15 protein-coding genes are annotated in these 16,696 nt (G+C 59.7%); 9 read left to right on the forward strand and 6 right to left on the reverse strand.

Going from position 1 to position 16,696, the window contains the following annotated elements; all coding sequences use genetic code 11:
• The first annotated feature begins 274 nt into the window (after positions 1-274).
• The 6 genes from J7302_RS24640 (at position 275) to J7302_RS24665 (ending at position 6,307) form a co-directional block, all read left to right on the forward strand.
• Positions 275-802, forward strand: a complete 528-nt coding sequence (locus tag J7302_RS24640) for a fimbrial protein (RefSeq protein WP_215381032.1) — start codon at positions 275-277, stop codon at positions 800-802.
• A gap of 311 nt (positions 803-1,113) precedes the next feature.
• Entirely contained in the window at positions 1,114-3,555 is a 2,442-nt protein-coding gene (locus tag J7302_RS24645; RefSeq protein ID WP_215381034.1) for a fimbria/pilus outer membrane usher protein, read from the forward strand.
• Complete coding sequence (locus tag J7302_RS24650) at positions 3,552-4,283, forward strand: fimbria/pilus periplasmic chaperone (protein WP_215381037.1); 732 nt, start codon at positions 3,552-3,554, stop codon at positions 4,281-4,283. The genes J7302_RS24645 and J7302_RS24650 overlap by 4 nt, the downstream gene beginning before the upstream one ends.
• 63 nt (positions 4,284-4,346) lie before the next feature.
• Positions 4,347-4,835 (forward strand): fimbrial protein, encoded by a 489-nt coding sequence (locus J7302_RS24655; RefSeq protein WP_215381041.1) that lies wholly within the window; start codon positions 4,347-4,349, stop codon positions 4,833-4,835.
• Positions 4,832-5,332: a fimbrial protein gene (locus J7302_RS24660; protein ID WP_215381043.1), complete on the forward strand. Its 501-nt coding sequence runs from the start codon at positions 4,832-4,834 to the stop codon at positions 5,330-5,332. The genes J7302_RS24655 and J7302_RS24660 overlap by 4 nt, the downstream gene beginning before the upstream one ends.
• Positions 5,333-5,419: 87 nt before the next feature.
• Positions 5,420-6,307: an MrpH family fimbial adhesin gene (locus tag J7302_RS24665; RefSeq protein ID WP_215381046.1), complete on the forward strand. Its 888-nt coding sequence runs from the start codon at positions 5,420-5,422 to the stop codon at positions 6,305-6,307.
• 58 nt (positions 6,308-6,365) lie between these two features.
• Here the strand turns inward: J7302_RS24665 and J7302_RS24670 are convergent, their stop codons facing one another.
• On the reverse strand, positions 6,366-6,683 hold the full coding sequence (locus J7302_RS24670; protein WP_215381048.1) for a hypothetical protein: 318 nt from the start codon (positions 6,681-6,683) through the stop codon (positions 6,366-6,368).
• Between the two features lie 560 nt (positions 6,684-7,243).
• Entirely contained in the window at positions 7,244-8,536 is a 1,293-nt protein-coding gene (gbcA, locus tag J7302_RS24675; RefSeq protein ID WP_215381050.1) for a glycine-betaine demethylase subunit GbcA, read from the reverse strand.
• Between the two features lie 354 nt (positions 8,537-8,890).
• Here gbcA and gbcB point away from each other — a divergent pair, with 354 nt between their 5' ends.
• A complete protein-coding gene (gbcB, locus tag J7302_RS24680; RefSeq protein ID WP_215381052.1) occupies positions 8,891-9,991 on the forward strand; it encodes a glycine-betaine demethylase subunit GbcB in 1,101 nt (366 codons plus the stop codon).
• Between the two features lie 374 nt (positions 9,992-10,365).
• Here gbcB and fusA read toward each other — a convergent pair whose 3' ends face one another.
• Both fusA and J7302_RS24690 read right to left on the reverse strand, forming a co-directional pair.
• Positions 10,366-12,411, reverse strand: a complete 2,046-nt coding sequence (gene fusA, locus J7302_RS24685; RefSeq protein ID WP_215381055.1) for an elongation factor G — start codon at positions 12,409-12,411, stop codon at positions 10,366-10,368.
• A gap of 897 nt (positions 12,412-13,308) precedes the next feature.
• Entirely contained in the window at positions 13,309-14,349 is a 1,041-nt protein-coding gene (locus tag J7302_RS24690; RefSeq protein WP_215381057.1) for a threonine aldolase family protein, read from the reverse strand.
• Positions 14,350-14,681: 332 nt separating this feature from the next.
• Here J7302_RS24690 and J7302_RS24695 point away from each other — a divergent pair, with 332 nt between their 5' ends.
• Positions 14,682-14,984: a hypothetical protein gene (locus J7302_RS24695; RefSeq protein WP_215381059.1), complete on the forward strand. Its 303-nt coding sequence runs from the start codon at positions 14,682-14,684 to the stop codon at positions 14,982-14,984.
• Positions 14,985-15,215: 231 nt separating this feature from the next.
• Here the strand turns inward: J7302_RS24695 and J7302_RS24700 are convergent, their stop codons facing one another.
• On the reverse strand, positions 15,216-15,638 hold the full coding sequence (locus J7302_RS24700) for an acyl-CoA thioesterase (RefSeq protein WP_215381061.1): 423 nt from the start codon (positions 15,636-15,638) through the stop codon (positions 15,216-15,218).
• Between the two features lie 19 nt (positions 15,639-15,657).
• On the reverse strand, positions 15,658-16,056 hold the full coding sequence (locus tag J7302_RS24705) for a thioesterase family protein (RefSeq protein ID WP_215381063.1): 399 nt from the start codon (positions 16,054-16,056) through the stop codon (positions 15,658-15,660).
• A 498-nt stretch (positions 16,057-16,554) separates the two neighbouring features.
• Between J7302_RS24705 and J7302_RS24710 the strand changes: the two genes are divergently transcribed.
• A partial coding sequence (locus J7302_RS24710) for a serine dehydratase beta chain (protein ID WP_285899577.1) occupies positions 16,555-16,696 on the forward strand: 142 nt, incomplete at its 3' end.

The following is a 16,696-nucleotide window of genomic DNA, read 5'->3' on the forward strand; positions in this document are numbered from 1 at the left end:
TGCCCGGTCGCGAGTGTGTCGTGATGACGAGATTTTCGTATCTTGAACTATTCCTTCGTTTTTAAAGTGCTGCATGTAAAACCCTGATTTAAAAAGGTAGTAAAGATTCTTTAGGTTCTGTCCGTAAATGTCCTACACACTCTGTCGGACGTGCTCTTTACAAATAAACTTGTGATCTTGCTATTGTTCTTTTCGCGTTGCACTCGTCGCTATAAGAAGAGAGTGTTTCTACGCGCTCAGGGAAATTTTTAAACTGAAAGGAATAGATAAGGTCATGAAACTAAGCAAGTTGTCTCTAGCAGTGTTCGGCGCTCTGGCAGTGGCGAGCACGGCCGTAAATGCCGCTTCTGCAGGCAGCGGCAAGGTGAATTTCGAAGGATCCATCATCGACGCACCCTGCACTCTGGATGCGGAAAGCGCCAATCAGACCGTCCGCATTGACCAGGTTTCCAACAAGCAACTGGCCAACAATGGCATGTCCGAAGTCAAGGACTTCACCATCGAGTTGCGCGAGTGCGATGCCGCCACCCTCAAGAAGGTCAAAGTAACCTTCGGAGGCGACATCGACACTGCAGATCCCTCCCTCCTCGCCATCACCGGCTCCGCAAGTGGTGCGGGTATCGCCATCACCAAGGGAAACCAACAGGTCAAGTTGGGCGAGGCCCTGCCGGCGCACGCTCTGGTTGCGGGAGACAACACCCTGTTGTTCGGAGCCCGCCTGAAAGGCACTACTGCCAAGGATGTGGCGGTAACCCCTGGTGAGTTCAAGGCTGTCACCAACTTCCAACTGGCCTACGAGTAAGCATCGAACACGAGCTAACTCACTCGTAGATGGATCAGAAGCGCCTGAAAGTGCAGTCAGGCGCTTCTGATATTTAGCCTTTATTGAGCGTTGCTCTCGCTACAGTCTGGCGATAGCGAACATTCGCTTTTTATTTGCGACCAAAGAGTGAGTTAGAAGTAATCGCTGGCGATTCTCTATTTGTATTCGTCGGGTGCATTCATTCGGTCAATAAATGTTTTCTGAACTCTCATCTGGTTGTCCAGGGAATCCGGGAAACCATCTTTCATTATCGGCACTATATGGCTGCAGGTAAGAAGACTCTACCGACCGTGGCGCTTGTTTGTTTCGCCTGTCATCCAGCCGTTTCGCACCCTGTCGAATTCAACCTCGATGTGATGGACGTGGAAGAGCGCGACTCGATAGATCTGAGCCGCTTCCGCACTGCGAGCTACATCATGCCAGGCGAATACCTGATGGGCATCCGGGTGAATGGCCGGGTTCTTTCGGAGCAGACCATCCGCTTCTATCCATCGCATGGGGACGACGCAATCTCCCGTGTGTGCGTACCCATGGACCTGGCGGCAAGGCTTGGCTTAAAACCGGAAATCCTGCAGGGCCTGGGCCGCTGGCCCGAGCGGGACTGCGCGGAGCTCGGTGGCGTCGACGGCATTACCCTGCGGCCGGATATGGAGACGGCCTCGCTGGTCATCAACATTCCCCAGGCCTGGATGGCATATCAAGATCCCAATTGGGCGCCGATCGAGGAGTGGGACAACGGCATCCCCGGTGCCCTGCTCGACTACAACCTGAATGGCTCGACGCAAAAAGGCCGGGATTCCAGCCGATCCCACCAGATCAGCGGTAATGGCACCGCAGGCTTCAACATAGGGGCTTGGCGCCTGCGTGGCGACTTCCAGGGAAGCCGCCAGCGCAGCAAGCAGTACACGCAGCAGGAGTTCGCCTGGAGTCGAATTTACGCCTACCGACCCCTGAGCAGGCAGGGGGCAAGGTTACTGTTGGGCGAAACGCAGTTGAACTCCAACCTGTTCGACTCGTTTCGTTATCTCGGCGCCAGTCTCGCCACCGACGACCAGATGCTGCCGCCCGATCTGCGTGGCTACGCGCCGGAAGTGACCGGCGTCGCCCAGAGCAATGCAAAGGTCACGGTTCGCCAGGGCGACCGCGTGCTGTACGAGACTACGGTGCCGCCGGGGCCTTTCCGCATCAGCGACATCAACAGCGCGGTGAGCGGCAAGCTGGATGTGGAGGTGAGCGAAGACGACGGGCATGTCCAGCGTTTCCAGATCGAGACCACCAACATGCCGTACATGAGCCGGCCCGGCCAACTCCGCTACAAGCTAGCCGTTGGGCGCCCGGCGAACCAGAATCGGGAAATGACCGGCCCAATGTTCGCCAGCGGCGAACTGTCCTGGGGGGTAGATAACAACTGGTCGACCTACGGCGGCAGCTTGCTGACCGACGGCTACACCGCACTGGCCGTTGGCGTTGGGCGTAACCTCCAGCGCTTTGGCGTGGTCTCGGCGGACATCACCAACGCCAGCGCCAAGGTTCGCAATGAACCCCGCCAGAGGGGCAATTCGCTGCGGATCAACTACGCCAAGCGCTTCGATGAGTACAACAGCGAAATCACCTTCGCCGGCTACCGCTTCTCGGAGCGAAGCTTCGTCACCATGGACGAATTCCTCGATGCCCGAGATGGCCGGCTAACACGTAACAACAGCAAGGCCGTCTACACCGCCTTGGCCAACAAGGCGTTCCTTGACCTCGGCTTCAGCGGTCACCTGTCCTACACCCGCGAGGACTACTGGGATCGCGCCTCCACTGAGCGTTTCAGCGCCTACTTCAGCCGCTATTTCGATGTAGGGCGCATGAAGGGGCTGTCCGCGAGCCTATCGCTGAGCCATAGCCGCTCCGATTTCGAACAGGAAAGCAGTGTGTCGCTCTCGCTCAGCGTGCCCTTCGGCCACAGCGAACGGGTGGGCTACGACAGCTTCATCAATCGCGACGGCGTTCGCCACGGTGCTACCTATTCCAGGTACGAGCAGGACTACAACTATCTGCTCAGCGCCAACACCGGACGCGGCAATGACGCCATGCAGGGCTACCTCACTGCGCGCACCTCGATGGCGGATGTCAGCGTTAGTGGCGGCTATCAGGACAGCGGCTCGCAGAACCTGGGGCTTTCGCTGCGCGGTGGGCTCACAGCGACGGCCAAAGGTGCGGCCTTCCACCAGTCGGCCTTCGATGGCGGTACACGGCTCATGGTCGATACCGACGGGGTTTCCGGCGTGCCGCTGCAGGATGGCTTGGCGCGCACCAACCGCCTGGGCATCGCAGTCATACCCTCGGCCAACGACTACTACCGGACAGACGTACGGATCGATGTGAACAAACTGGCTGACGACATGGAAGCCAAAAAATCGGTAACCGAAGCCACCCTGACCGAAGGCGCGATCGGATACCGCAGGCTGAGCGTCATCCAGGGCAACAAGGCCCTGGTCACCATTCGCCTGCCCAGCGGCGCCTTCCCGCCATTTGGTGCCAGTGTCCTCGATGCCGCAGGGCGGGAGGTGGCCATCGTCGCCGACAGCGGTTTCGCCTACCTGACCGGCATCCAGCCGGATTCGGAGTTCGTTGTGAGCTGGGGGCGCAACAAGCAATGCCGGCTGACCATGCCACGCGTCTTTCCCCTCGACCAGCGTTACGAACTTCAGTGCCAACCCTTCATTGAATCGAGCCTCTTCAAATGAGCATATCCCCCCTCGTGCCGTTCACCTTGGCGGCACTCATCGCCTTGTCCTGTACGTCGGCCCAGGCCGCCATTTCCCTGGACCGCACCCGCATCATCTTCGGTAGTGCGCACAAGTCCGTAAGCCTTGGCATTCGGAACGACAACAAGGAGTTGCCTTACCTCGCCCAGGCATGGATCGAAAATCCGCAGCAGCAGAAGGTCTCCGGCCCCATCGTGGTACTGCCGCCACTTCAGCGTGTCGAGCCGGGCTCCGGCGGGCAGGTGAAGCTGGTGAAAGCCCCGGAAGCGGAGCAGCTGCCCCAGGATCGCGAGTCGCTGTTCTACTTCAACCTGCGGGAGGTCCCGCCACGTAGCGACGAACCGAACACCATGCAGATCGCCCTGCATACCAAGATCAAGCTGTTCTATCGGCCCGAGTCCATCACCCCCGATGCCGGAGACGTCTGGCAGGAACGGTTGGTTGTGACCCGAACTGGCAATGGTTTTCGCATCGAGAACCCCACGCCTTACCACGTCACCATCAGCGACCTGCAGAGCGCGGCCGACAAGCGCGACAGCACCACTTTCAACCCGGTGATGCTGGCGCCCTTCTCGGTCGAGGCCGTGCTGCCGGACGGAGAAGTCGGGAAGGACCTGGTCCTCACTTACATCAGCGATTACGGCGGCTACCAGAAGCTGAACTACGCCTGCGACGCGGCCACGTGCTCGCTCAAACCCAAGCCATAGCGGGCGGTTGCGCATTGCTCAAGGGGGGAGCGGAACATGGTGAGTACAAAGAGTGGGTGCGCGATGGCGCTGATCGGTGGCTGCGTGTTCACAGCGGCGCTCAGCGCGGACGACATTCTTCTCAGCTTTGATGGGACTCTGGTGGTGCCAGCCTGCGAGCTGGTCGTGGAAAACACCGAGCAGGTGGTGAACCTCGGCATCTTCAACAAACGGGACCTGGAGACGGTGCCTCGGACGCCGGCCGTGCCCTTTCATATCGACATCCTGACCTGTTCGGAGGCTACCAAGGTCAGCGTCCTCTTCAAGGGCAAGGAGGAGGCGTTGCTGCCTGGGTCGCTGGCCCTGGAAGGCGAAGCCTCCGGTGTGGCGATTGGTCTGGAGACCTCGGCGGGCGATGCCATCAAACTCAACGTCGATAACCTGGAATATGCGGTAACGGGCGGCGAAAAGAAGCGTCTGTCGTTCAGTGCCCACCTGCGGCCGCTGAAGGGGAAAACCATCGGGCCGGGCGCGTTCAATGCCGTCACCAACTTCGAGATCAGCTACCCATGAAGGCCGTGAAGCATTTCGGCCCGCGCGGCTTGTACCTGGCGCTGTGCCTCTGGCTGCCCACAACGGTGCAGGGCGTCGAACTCGCGAGGTCGACGGTGAGCATTTCCGGAGCCGTGGTGAAGCCGACCTGCAAGTTCGACCAGGGCAACTCGCTGCGTGTGTCGTTCAGCACCGTGGATGTCACCCGGATCGCCTCCGGGCAATACAAACAGGCCATCCCGCTGACCATCAAGTGCGGAACCGAGGCAGCCGCCATCACCCTGACACTGAAAGCGGACGTGGGCTTTGCCACGGATGTGGTGAAAACCTCGGCCAGCGGTCTGGGCATCCGTATCCGCCGGGTTCGCGATGACGCCGTTTGGAAACCGAACAGCAGCGTCAATTCCTCTACGTCCAACGATAACTCCATTGAAGCGGTGCTGGTGCTGGAGCCGGGTTCGGAACTGCAGGCGGGGGCCTTTTCCGCGTCGGCAACATTGTCGGCGGCGTACGACTGACGACGAGACACGGCCGCGAATTATACGGGCCCTTATTTCATCAAGGTATCTAACCGAGTGAACGCAAGAGCGTTGATGGAGTACTACATGAGATCGATCATTCTGGCGCTGAAGCGCTTCATGCTGTTGCTGTGTCTTTTAATGTGCGTTGAGTTTCCGGCATTGGCTTACGGGGCTGCTACGGGAAAGGGGGGCGGAATCTTTGAGTCTACATGGTTCTCTGATTTTCAGTGGCATATCGAATATGACGGTAGTGTCATAATCGACAAGGCGGCTCTGAATGATAGGGGCATAGGCCCGTATCCATGTGAGCAAGCTTGGAAGAAGGCTGCTCCTGGGTTAGGAAAATTCGAATCCTGTACCTTGGTTCGGATAGTTAATGCAAGCCCAGTTGTGAATGGTAGGTTATTGCAAACAAGCAACATAAAGGGATTAACACTGACACAACTTAAAAGTCAGCTGACCATCACGGGAAAAATCGCGACTGTCAGACCCGCCAGTACGGGGGATATATGCTTCTTGCTGGAAATCCAGGGAGCCCATGGGATGGATGGGCATTATCTGCCAGCATCATGTAGCACGGGCCCCGGCGGAGGAGGTGGTATACCAGGGGCGCCACCCGAACCTGAGTTGTCCTGCTCACTCTACGGTTCCATTGACCTGCGGCATGGCAATGTGACGCCTGAGTCAGTGAACGGCCATACGGCAAGTACCACGGTCTACGTAACCTGCAGCAAGTCAGCAACCGTCAAGTTGGCGGTGACGCCTGGTACGCAGGGCAGTTTGAAGCTGACTGGTGTCAGCGGGTTGACTTCGTCGCTCTATGCTGACGGCGTGGGCGGTGGTCGGTCCCTCAGCATTTCCGCTGGCACAAGCTATACTGCCGTGACCATTAAATCAGTGCTCAAAGCAGATGGTGCTGTCAGCGTGGGCTCGTTCAAAGGCAGTACGTACGCTGTGCTTTCCATCCCCTGATCGCTCCCCCAAAGGCCCATTCGATGATGGGCCTTCTCCATGCGTAGCGGTCTGCATATCAGTTGAACACCACCGTGATGGTACCGGCATCGAAAGCGCCGGTCCGCGTGTTGCGTACCGGTGTAAAGCTGATCGAGTGTGTGTCGGGGACACCAGCGCAGTTGCCCTCGACCGCAGGCACTGCCGCTTGATGGGGGCTGCGACCCTGGTCGCGGCCGGCGTGCTGGAGCCAGGCGGCCGGCGCAACCTCGCAAGGTCCTCTGACGATGCTGCCTACAAAATGAATGACCCCGTGAAAAATCTTGGGTTCGTCGGCATAAAGAACAGTCGGAGATGCACCCGATGCGATGACGGCAACAAGCAGTAGTCGTTTCATGACCAACCCTCCGTGCGATTTTTAGTAAGTAAAAATCAGGTTGCTCCTACTTGCCATATCTAGGATGTTCCGTTGTTTTGTAGGAATTCGGGGTTGGTCTGAGGATAGTTCACAGTTTTGGGTAAGTTGAGGGGAAAAGTGTGTGGCACTACTCAGTAGTCAATTGATCAGAAAGTTCTGACACGACATTTCCTTGCCAATTGGGTGACGATCCCTCGGTTAGGTTTTATTTGCATCAAGGTGGAGCGGGAGCGGCCCGCCCCCGGATTTCGTTCTCGATCATTCTCTGAGTGTGTGAGCCAGGCAGATCTTCCTGTTGCGAGTGGGAAGGGCGTTGCCAAAAAGTGGTTATGCACGTTGTGAAAGTTGCGATGTGGCATTGGGTGTCGGACAAAAAAAGCCCTCGTCAGGGCCGACATCCTGACGAGGGCGAGGGTGGTCCTTGAGGGGACCTCAGTGTGTGCGGTCGGACCAGGCGTGGAGCAGGCTGGACGCCAGGCCGTAAAGCGTTAACAGAATGGCGAAACCAAGGCTCAGGGACATGGCTCCAACCTTCCCTATCAGTCGGTGCCTACCTGGCGCAGCTTGGTCGCAGGGACGTTACCGAGGTTGTTGAGCATGCGCTCGCTGTACCAGTCGAGGAAGTTGATCACGCCGAACTCGTAAGTCTTGGAGTAGGGCCCCGGCTGGTAGGCGGTGGAGTTGATGCCGCGCTGGTTTTCTTCGGCCAGGCGACGGTCCTGATCGTTGGTTGCATCCCAGACTTCGCGCAGGCGTTGTACGTCGTAGTCGACGCCTTCCACCGCGTCCTTGTGCACCAGCCACTTGGTAGTGACCATGGTTTCCTGGGCGCTGATGGGCCACACGGTGAAGACGATCATGTGGTCGCCCATGCAGTGGTTCCAGGCATGTGGCAGGTGAAGGATGCGCATCGAGCCCAGGTCGGGGTTCTTGATACGGCCCATGAGTTTCTTGCAGCCCTGCTTGCCGTCCATGGTCATGGAGACGGTGCCATCGAGCAGCGGCATGCGCACGATGCGGTTGCGCAGGCCGAAACTGGCGTGGGCGTAAGGGATCTTCTCTTCGTCCCAGGCCTTGGTGCAGGCGGCGACCTGGTCCTTGAAAGCCTGGCTGGCGCGTGGGTCGGTCACGTCGTCCCATTCCAGCAGGGTCTTCAGCAGTTCAGGGTGCGAGCCGTTGCAGTGGTAGCACTCGCGGTTGTTCTCGATCACCAGTTTCCAGTTGGCCTTTTCCATCAAGGTGGTTTGCACCGCCACCTTGGTGTTTTCCATGTCGTAAGGCTCCATGTAATGGGCCAGCGTGGAGAGGAAGTCGTCGATGGCTGGCGGGTTCTCGGCCAGGCAGACGAAGATGTAGCCGCCAGCGCTCTTCACATGAACGGGCTTGAGGTTGTAGTCCTTGAGGTCGAAGTCGGCGCCCATCTCGGTGCCGGCGAACAGCAGGCGGCCGTCGAGTTCGTAGGTCCACTGGTGGTAGGGGCAAACCAGTTTGGCGACCTTGCCCTTGTCGCTGACGCACAGGCGCGAGCCCCGGTGGCGGCAGACGTTGTGGAAGGCGTGGATCTGGCCTTCGGCGCCGCGGATCACGATGATCGGGTTGTCGCCGATCTGCAGGGTAAGATAGTTGCCCTTGGCTGGGATTTCGCAGGTCATGCCGGCGATCAGCCATTCCTTGTGGAAGACCTCCTGCATGTCGATCTGGAACAGGCGCTCGTCGCTATAGAACGGCTGCGGCAGGGAGAAGCTGTGGTCGCGTTCGCGGAGCATTTCGGCCGTGGCCTTGCGTGCAGGTTCAAGCGGATCGCCCAGGCTCAGGGTAGAAGTGACGTCCATCGGTAACTCCTCAATGGCTGGTCGCATTCGCGACCGCCGCAAAAAGTGGCTGTTTCGGTTGTCACGCAAGGCGGCGTGATCGGCCCCTCGTTTCTCGCCTGCCGACTGGCGGCCCGGGGGTGGTTTTGCCCAAAAAACCTTATGGTTCGGCTGGGATTGAGTGTGGCGGCGTGGGCAGGTAGGGCCTTATCCATGGGCGACATGGGAACATCCGTTTCCGACGCCGCAGGCCCGATGGTTGCTGGCAGGTCGCGATGAGCATGTGAATGTCGCAGACAGGTAAATGGGCGTTTTTTGCGTTACGCACAATTCACCGCAATAGGCCGATATCCGGCCGCGCGCGGAGCAGCCTCCATGACGAACAACTTCCTCAACCCCGTGACTACCCAGACCTGGAGCAATGGCCGCCACATGGTGCGTTGCGTCAAGGCGATCCAGGAAACTCTGGATGTGCGCACGTTCTGTTTCATGGCCGACCAGCCGATGGTGTTCTTCTTCAAACCGGGCCAATTCGTGACCCTGGAGCTGGAGATCGATGGCCAGCCGATCATGCGCTCCTACACCATTTCCAGCTCGCCATCGGTGCCGTACAGCTTCTCGCTGACCATCAAGCGCGTGCCGGGTGGCAAGGTGTCCAACTGGCTACACGACAACCTGAAGGAAGGTGACGTGCTGCCGGTGCATGGGCCGGTGGGGTTGTTCAATGCCATCGACTTCCCGGCGGAGAAGGTGCTGTTTCTCTCCGGCGGTGTCGGCATCACGCCAGTGATGTCCATGGCCCGCTGGTTCTTCGATACCAACGGCGCAGTCGACATGGTGTTCGTGCACAGTGCGCGTACGCCGAAAGACATCATCTACCACCGTGAACTGCGCCACATGGCTTCGCGGATCAACAACTTCAAGCTGCACCTGATCTGTGAGAAGTACGAGATCGGCGAGACCTGGTCTGGCTATCGCGGTTACCTGAGTCGCGCAATGCTCGACCTGATCGCTTCCGACTTCATGGAACGTGAGATCTTCTGCTGCGGCCCGACGCCTTACATGTCAGCAGTGAAGCGCCTGCTGGAAGCTGCCGGCTTCGATATGAAGCGCTACCACGAAGAAGCCTTCGGCCCGACTCCGCCAGAGATTCGTGCAGAGGTAAACGAGCACGCCGCGGAAGCCGCTGAGGCGGCAGAGATCCCGGCTGGCGACATGAACCTGGTGGACTTCACCAGCACCGGCAAGAGCATTCGTGTGGCGCCTGGCGAGACGGTCCATTCTGCTGCCGCCAAGCTTGGCCTGCACATCCCCAAGGCTTGCGGCATGGGCATCTGCGGCACCTGTAAGGTGCTGAAAACCTCTGGCGAGGTGGAGATGGAGCACAACGGCGGAATCACCGACGAAGACGTCGCCGAGGGCTACATCCTGTCCTGCTGCAGCGTGCCCAAGGGCGATGTGGCCATCGACTACTGAGTCTTCTGCTCAATAATTGAGCATCTTCGGCCGGCCCACGCGTGGTGTGGGCTGGCGCCATCTATCCACAGCTTGTGGGCGCATCGGTGCACAGTTCCTGTGTGCAACCTGTTGCGTAACTCGTTGAAACTGCTGATAAAACAATCAGCTCTCCAGGAACCGCGCGCGCCGTGGCCTGCAGTCAGGGGCGAACAGCTTATCCACAGGTCGGTCCACGGGGTCCGGGGGTAAAATACCGGGCGGCATTTGCTTGGTGGGTAGGCGTTCTTTCGCACAGCAGGGCATAGAGCTGCCTTTCGAGCCTGAGGGGCAACTGCTCCGCCCTTGGCGAATGAATTCGCACCCAAGGAAAAGCGTGCCGGCGACCTGCTGGCTCAATCCTCCTCCTGCACCGCTTTGTAGGCTCCGGCCAGTTTTTGCTGCACATCCTGGGGCGCGGCGCTGTAATGGCTGAGCAGCATGCTGTACGCGCCATGCCCGGCGGTGATCGCCTTGAGCCGGCCGGCATAACCTTCGAGCTCTGCCAGTGGTACCTGGCCGTGGATCAACGCCATGCCCTGGGATAGCGACTCGGTGCCGGTGACCTGACCACGGCGGCTGATCAGGTCGGTGGTGATATCGCCCAGTCGCGCTTCCGGGGCGCTGATCTCGATCGACACGACCGGCTCCAACACCATTTCCCCGGCGGCGCGCAGGGCGTCGAGCATCGCCTTGCGACCTGCAGACTGAAAGGCAATGTCCTTGGAGTCCACCGGGTGGTGCTTGCCGTCGTAAACGGTGACCTTGAGATCCTCCACAGGCAGGCCGGCCAATGGACCGCAGGCCAGCACCGAGCGCACGCCTTTTTCGACTGAAGGAATGAACTGGGAGGGAATCACACCACCTTTCACTTCATCGGCAAAGACGAAACCGGCACCGCGAGGCAGAGGCTCGACACGCAGGAACACCTCGCCGAACTGGCCGGCACCTCCGGTCTGCTTCTTGTGGCGACTGTGGCCATCGGCTGGGCGAGTGATGGCCTCGCGGTAGGGCACGCGCGGCGGACGGGTTTCCACGTCGAGCTTGTAGGTACCGGTGATGCGGTCGAGCAGGTAGCGCAGGTGCAATTCACCCATGCCGCGCAGTACGGTCTCTTGGGTCGAGGGCAGGTAATCGAGCTTCACGCAGGGGTCTTCGGCCTGGATCCGGTTGAGCACTTCGGCGATCCGCTGCTCATCGCCGCGGCGTTTGGCTTCGATGGCCAGGCCCTGCATAGGCGCCGGAAAGTTCAGCGGCTTGAGGCTGATTTCATCCTCGTCATGGGAGTCGTGGAGCACGGCGTCGAACTCGACCTCATCGACCTTGGTCAGGGCGCCGAAGTCCCCGGGGATCAGGCGCGTCACCTCTTCATGGCGCTTGCCTTGCAGGCGCAGCAGATGGCCGAGCTTGAACGGCTTGCGCCCGTCGCCGACGAACAGCTGCATATCCCGCAGCAAGGTTCCCTGGTGCACGCGGAAGATGCCCAGCTTGCCCACGAAAGGGTCGATCACCACCTTGAACACATGTGCTAGCACATGCCGTTGCGGGTCGGGTACGGCGCGGAAGGCCTTGGCCTGCTCTCCGGCGCCTTTGAGAAAAAGGGGGGGATTGCCCTCGTTCGGATTCGGTGCCAGCCGCGCCAGGACATCCAGCAGCTCATCGATGCCGGCTCCCGTGCGCGTGGAGGTAAAGCACAACGGGATCAGGTGACCTTCGCGCAATGCGCGCTCGAAGGGCTCGTGCAGTTCCGCCGGGCTGATCTCGCCCTGTTCCAGATAGCGAGCCATCAGCTCCTCATCCACTTCCACCACCTGATCCACCAATGCCTGGTGCGCGTCGGCAACGGACGAGAAGTCAGCATCACCGGAGGGGGCGAAGAAACAATCCACAACCCGACTGGCGTTATCCGCTGGCAGGTTGAGCGGCAGGACCTCCTTGCCGAAAGTCTCGCGCAGGTTGGCGAGCAGGGCAGGAAGGTCGACCCTTTCGGCGTCGATCTTGTTGACCACCAGGATGCGGCAGAGACCACGTTCGGCGGCCAGCGCCATCATTCGGCGGGTGGTCAGTTCGATGCCGTTCTGCGCATTCACCACCACCAGCGCCGTTTCCACGGCTGCAAGCGCGGCAATCGATTGGCCGATGAAGTCCGGGTAACCGGGAGTGTCGATCAGGTTGAGTTCGGCTTCGGCATGGCTGCAGTGGGCGAGGGCCGAAGCCAGCGAGTGACGGTACTCGCGCTCCAACGGGTCGAAGTCGCAGACGGTATCGCCGCGCTCCAGGCTGCCCATGTTGGCAATGGCGCCGCTGCGGTGCAGCAGGGCTTCGGTGAGGCTGGTCTTGCCACTGTCGCCATGGCCGACCAGGGCAATCGTTCGGATGGCTTCCACTGTGTAGTTCGCCATGAGCACCTCCGCGCGCTGGGGTTTTTCCAGTATAGGCAGGGGCTCCAGGTCCGCAGGATTGCAGGGTGGTCCATGGACCTGATCCGCAAGTCTTTGAAAAAGCTCAAAAAATGACCGAGTGCCGGCAAGCCTTGTCATTGCTGGGCTGCAGCGTTCCCTGTACAGCTTGTCCACAGAACGCTCCACGCACTTTGTGGGTAATAAGCCACTTTTTGCCGCTGGAGATAGGAAAAAGACTGCATTCAACGGGTTTATGGAGCGTAGGGCAATGAATGATCAGTCGGCTTAACGTGCTGAAAATAAAGGCTTTAAGCTATCGGCGAACAGGTTTTCCACAGCGATACAAACAGCATCTGTGTGCAAGTTTCGCGTCAGTCGTTTTATTTGGCCGAGAAAAGGCGCTGAATGCCTTGCTACGTCTGGGCTTGAGAGCTTTGTTCGAGTGCACAGCTTACACACAGACTTATCCACTTATTTTGAAGGTAACGGAGCCTGGTCGGTCTTTTTGACGCCAATAGCCGAGAAGGAATCTCTTGTCATGGATCACTGTGCAAAAACTGATCGCGAGCCTGCGCGCCATGCTGGTCGGGGCCCCGAGCTCCTTATCCACAGCTTGTGTACGTTTCGCTGCACAGCTTTTGTGCGCAAGTGATACTTAAGTTGTTGAAATAGATCAGAAAACATCCAGAGCCCTGGATGTGCCGCCGATCGTGGCCTGCGGCATGGGCTCTACAGCTTGTCCACAGGAAACTCCACGGAAATCGGGGGTAAGCAGCCGGGAGGGGTTTTACTGTGGGGGCGAATTCATTCGCAAAGGGCCGCAAAGCGGCCCCAGGAAACGCTGGGCAGGCCTTTGGCCTGGTTGGCGAGAATTCGCCCCTACCGCCGGAGAGAGTCTTATGCCGCCATGGCCGCACGGATATCCGCAGCCAGTTCACGTACGCGGTCCATCTCGGTATCCCAGGAGCACATGAAGCGTGCGCCGCCGGCGCCGATGAAGGTGTAGAAGCGCCAACCCCGGGCACGCAGGTAGTCCAGGGCGGGTTCGGACATCTGCAGGAACACGCCATTGGCTTCCACCGGGAACATCAGGCTGACGCCCGGCACGTCGGCCACCAGTTCGGCGAGCAGCTGGGCGCAGGCGTTGGCATGGTTGGCGTAATAGAGCCAGGCGTCGTCCTGCAGCAGGCCCACCCAGGGGGCGGCAAGAAAGCGCATCTTCGAAGCCAGCTGACCGGCTTGCTTGCAGCGGTAGTCGAAGTCCACGGCCAGGTCGCGGTTGAAGAAGAGGATGGCCTCGCCCACCGCCATACCATTCTTGGTGCCGCCGAAGCACAGTACGTCGACGCCGGCTTTCCAGGTCAGCTCGGCCGGCGAGCAACCGAGGAAGGCGCAGGCATTGGCGAAGCGGGCGCCGTCCATGTGCAGGTTAAGGCCGAGCTCCTTGCAGGTCTGGCTGATGGCGCGGACCTCCTCGGGGCGGTACACGGTGCCCACTTCTGTTGCTTGGGTTAGGGTCACCACACGGGGCTTGGGGTAGTGGATATCCTGGCGCTTGAGCGCGATCTCGCGAATTGCCTCCGGGGTCAGCTTGCCGTCGACCGTCTTGGCCAGCAGTAGCTTGGAGCCGTTGGAGAAGAACTCCGGCGCGCCGCATTCGTCGGTCTCGACGTGGGCCGTCTCCGAGCAGATCACGCTGTGGTAGCTCTGGCAGAGCGAGGCCAGGGCGAGGGAGTTGGCGGCCGTGCCGTTGAAGGCGAAGAAGACTTCGCAGTCGGTTTCGAACAGCTGGCGGAAGTGGTCGGCCGCGCGGGCGGTCCACTGGTCGTCACCGTAGGCGCGTTCATGGCCGTGATTGGCCTCGGCCATGGCGGCCCAGGCTTCCGGGCAAATGCCGGAGTAATTGTCACTGGCGAATTGTTGGGTCTGGTCGGTCATGTCCTGTTCCTTTGGTCCGATCGCCGGAGCGCCCAGGCGAGGGGCTGGCGCATAAGCGCTAACTTTACGCCAGGATACGGTCAGAAATTTCCCTTGAGGCGACATCCTTTTCAAGGGATGGAATGCCGGTCGTCTGAACAAAAATGCTCAACGACCTGCGCATGTCGGCTCCTACGGGCTCTAGCCGGGCGCACACAGGTTATCCGTACGGCCGTTCACGGGATTCGGGGAAATGCACTAGGGCCGGTAAGAGGAACTCAGCCAAGGCTGGCGACCTCACATTATTAGTGCCTGCACGTATATCGCGGTGTGCTCATAGAGGAGGAGCAGAAATGCGCTACCGGAAACTGATCGTCCTGTTCGTCTCCATGCTCATCGGCTTGCCTGCGGTGGCGGGTGATTGGCCTGCGGGGGAGCGCGAGCGTTTCGTTGAGGATTGCGTGAATGGCGCCCAGGCCGAGGTGCCGGCAGACACTCTGCGGCGCTACTGTGCGTGCGCTGCAGACAAGGTCGGCAGCGAGTCCAGCACGGTCGAACTGGAAGCGATGAAGGCGCAGAAGGCACCGCTGCCGCAGGCGACCCATCAACGCGTGATGCGGGCCGCTCAAAGTTGCCTGAGCCAGCTGAACAATTGAGTGAATTGTGAGCAACAGGCGGTCGCCCCCGGCAGCCATGGCGCAGAGCACTCATCGCACAGCTTATCCACAAAGGGGCACACAGTTTTTGTGTGCGGTTCTGCTGGCAGCCGATTGAAAATGCTCAGAAAACACTCTGAAAGCCAAACGCCCGGCCTGTCTGGTGAGCAGTGAGACGTGTACAGCTTGTCCAACGCTTGGTTCACGTTTTAGGGGGGAATCTGCCCGGGGTCAGGCCGGTGCTTGCCAGGCTTGCACACGCTCCCGCACTTCACTTGGGAGCGGCTTCGACTTGCGCATCTGAGTGTCCAGATGCACGCCTACGAGGGTGGTGGTCGCGGCTACTTCCCCCGTCTCGTCGTTGACCATTTCGTGGCAGAAGCGAATGGCCTTTTCCGTCACCTCGAGGATTCGGGAGCGGATGGACAACACGTCCCCAGCGTGCAACTCGCGGCGATATTCGATGTGCTGTTCGACGGCTGCCATCCCGGCGCTGTCATTACGCAAGCGCGAGGGCGCGAGGCCGAGGTGGGTGAAGAGCTGCCAGGTGGCCTCATCGAACTTGCCTACGTACCACATTACATTCATGTGGCCCATGTGGTCGCAGTGCCAGGGGTACACGGCGCCGCGGTAGGTCAGGGTGGCTTCGTTCATGGGAACTCCGTTGCGGGTATCAGCGGTTGTTGCGCGCGTGAGCGCCGGAAAGCAGTCGCTTGGTGCTGACGATTGCTCGGGTGTGATGGCCCTCGCCGATCAGGCCACCGTCATCGAATGCCTCGACTTTGAACGCGTACAACTTGCCCTCCCGCCCCACATAGGTGGCGCGGGTATGTACGCGCACACCCATAGGCGTGGCGGCCAGATGGCGGATATCAACACCGACGCCGACCGAGAGTTCGCCGTCGGACAGCAGCGGTTTCATGCAGCGGGCTGCCGCCAATTCCATCAGGGCAATCATGCGGGACGTGGAGAACACCTCGGGGAAGTCGTCTGCGGGAGAAAGCGACAAGGCCTTGGCGGAGTCGCTGGCCTGTACGACGAGTTCGGCTTCTGCGTGGGTGCCGGGAGTCATGTGAGGTCTCCGAAAAATGGCTGATCCGGGCTGGATTTCGGGAGAAGGTTGATCGAAAAGCAAGCGGGACTTTTTATATCAAGCCCCTGGGCGAGTCGGAGCAGCAGTTACAAAATTTAAATAAGTATTTAATTATTCTGCCCCCTACTGATTGATCATTTTTTGATCATGATCTCGGAAGGCCCGCTCCGCTGGTCCTGCAGCGGGGCGCCCACACGTTATCCACAGTGCACTGCACAGTTTATGGGGGCAATGCAGGTCCCAAGCTGCTGATATGGCTCAAAAAACAGCCAGAGACCTGGATGTGGCGAAGGTTCTGGGCCTTGGCCAGAGGTCTACAGGTTATCCACAGCTTGATCCCCGCTAATTGTGGGGAAGGTCCAGGCGCGGGGTGGACAGGTGCATTTTCGGGTCGGATCTGGACAGATTTCTCAAGGGAGACCACCGGACAATCCGCTGCAAAGCGCTTATTCGCGCTGATCCAGTAGAGGAATCGGCATGGCCATCAGTGTGTTCGACCTGTTCAAGATCGGTATCGGCCCCTCCAGCTCGCATACCGTGGGCCCGATGCGGGCGGGCGCCCTGTTCGCCAGCGCCCTGCGCGAGCGCGGCCTGCTGGCGCGGGTGAGCCGCGTCGAGG

This window comes from Metapseudomonas boanensis, assembly GCF_018704125.1.
GTDB lineage: Bacteria > Pseudomonadota > Gammaproteobacteria > Pseudomonadales > Pseudomonadaceae > Metapseudomonas > Metapseudomonas boanensis.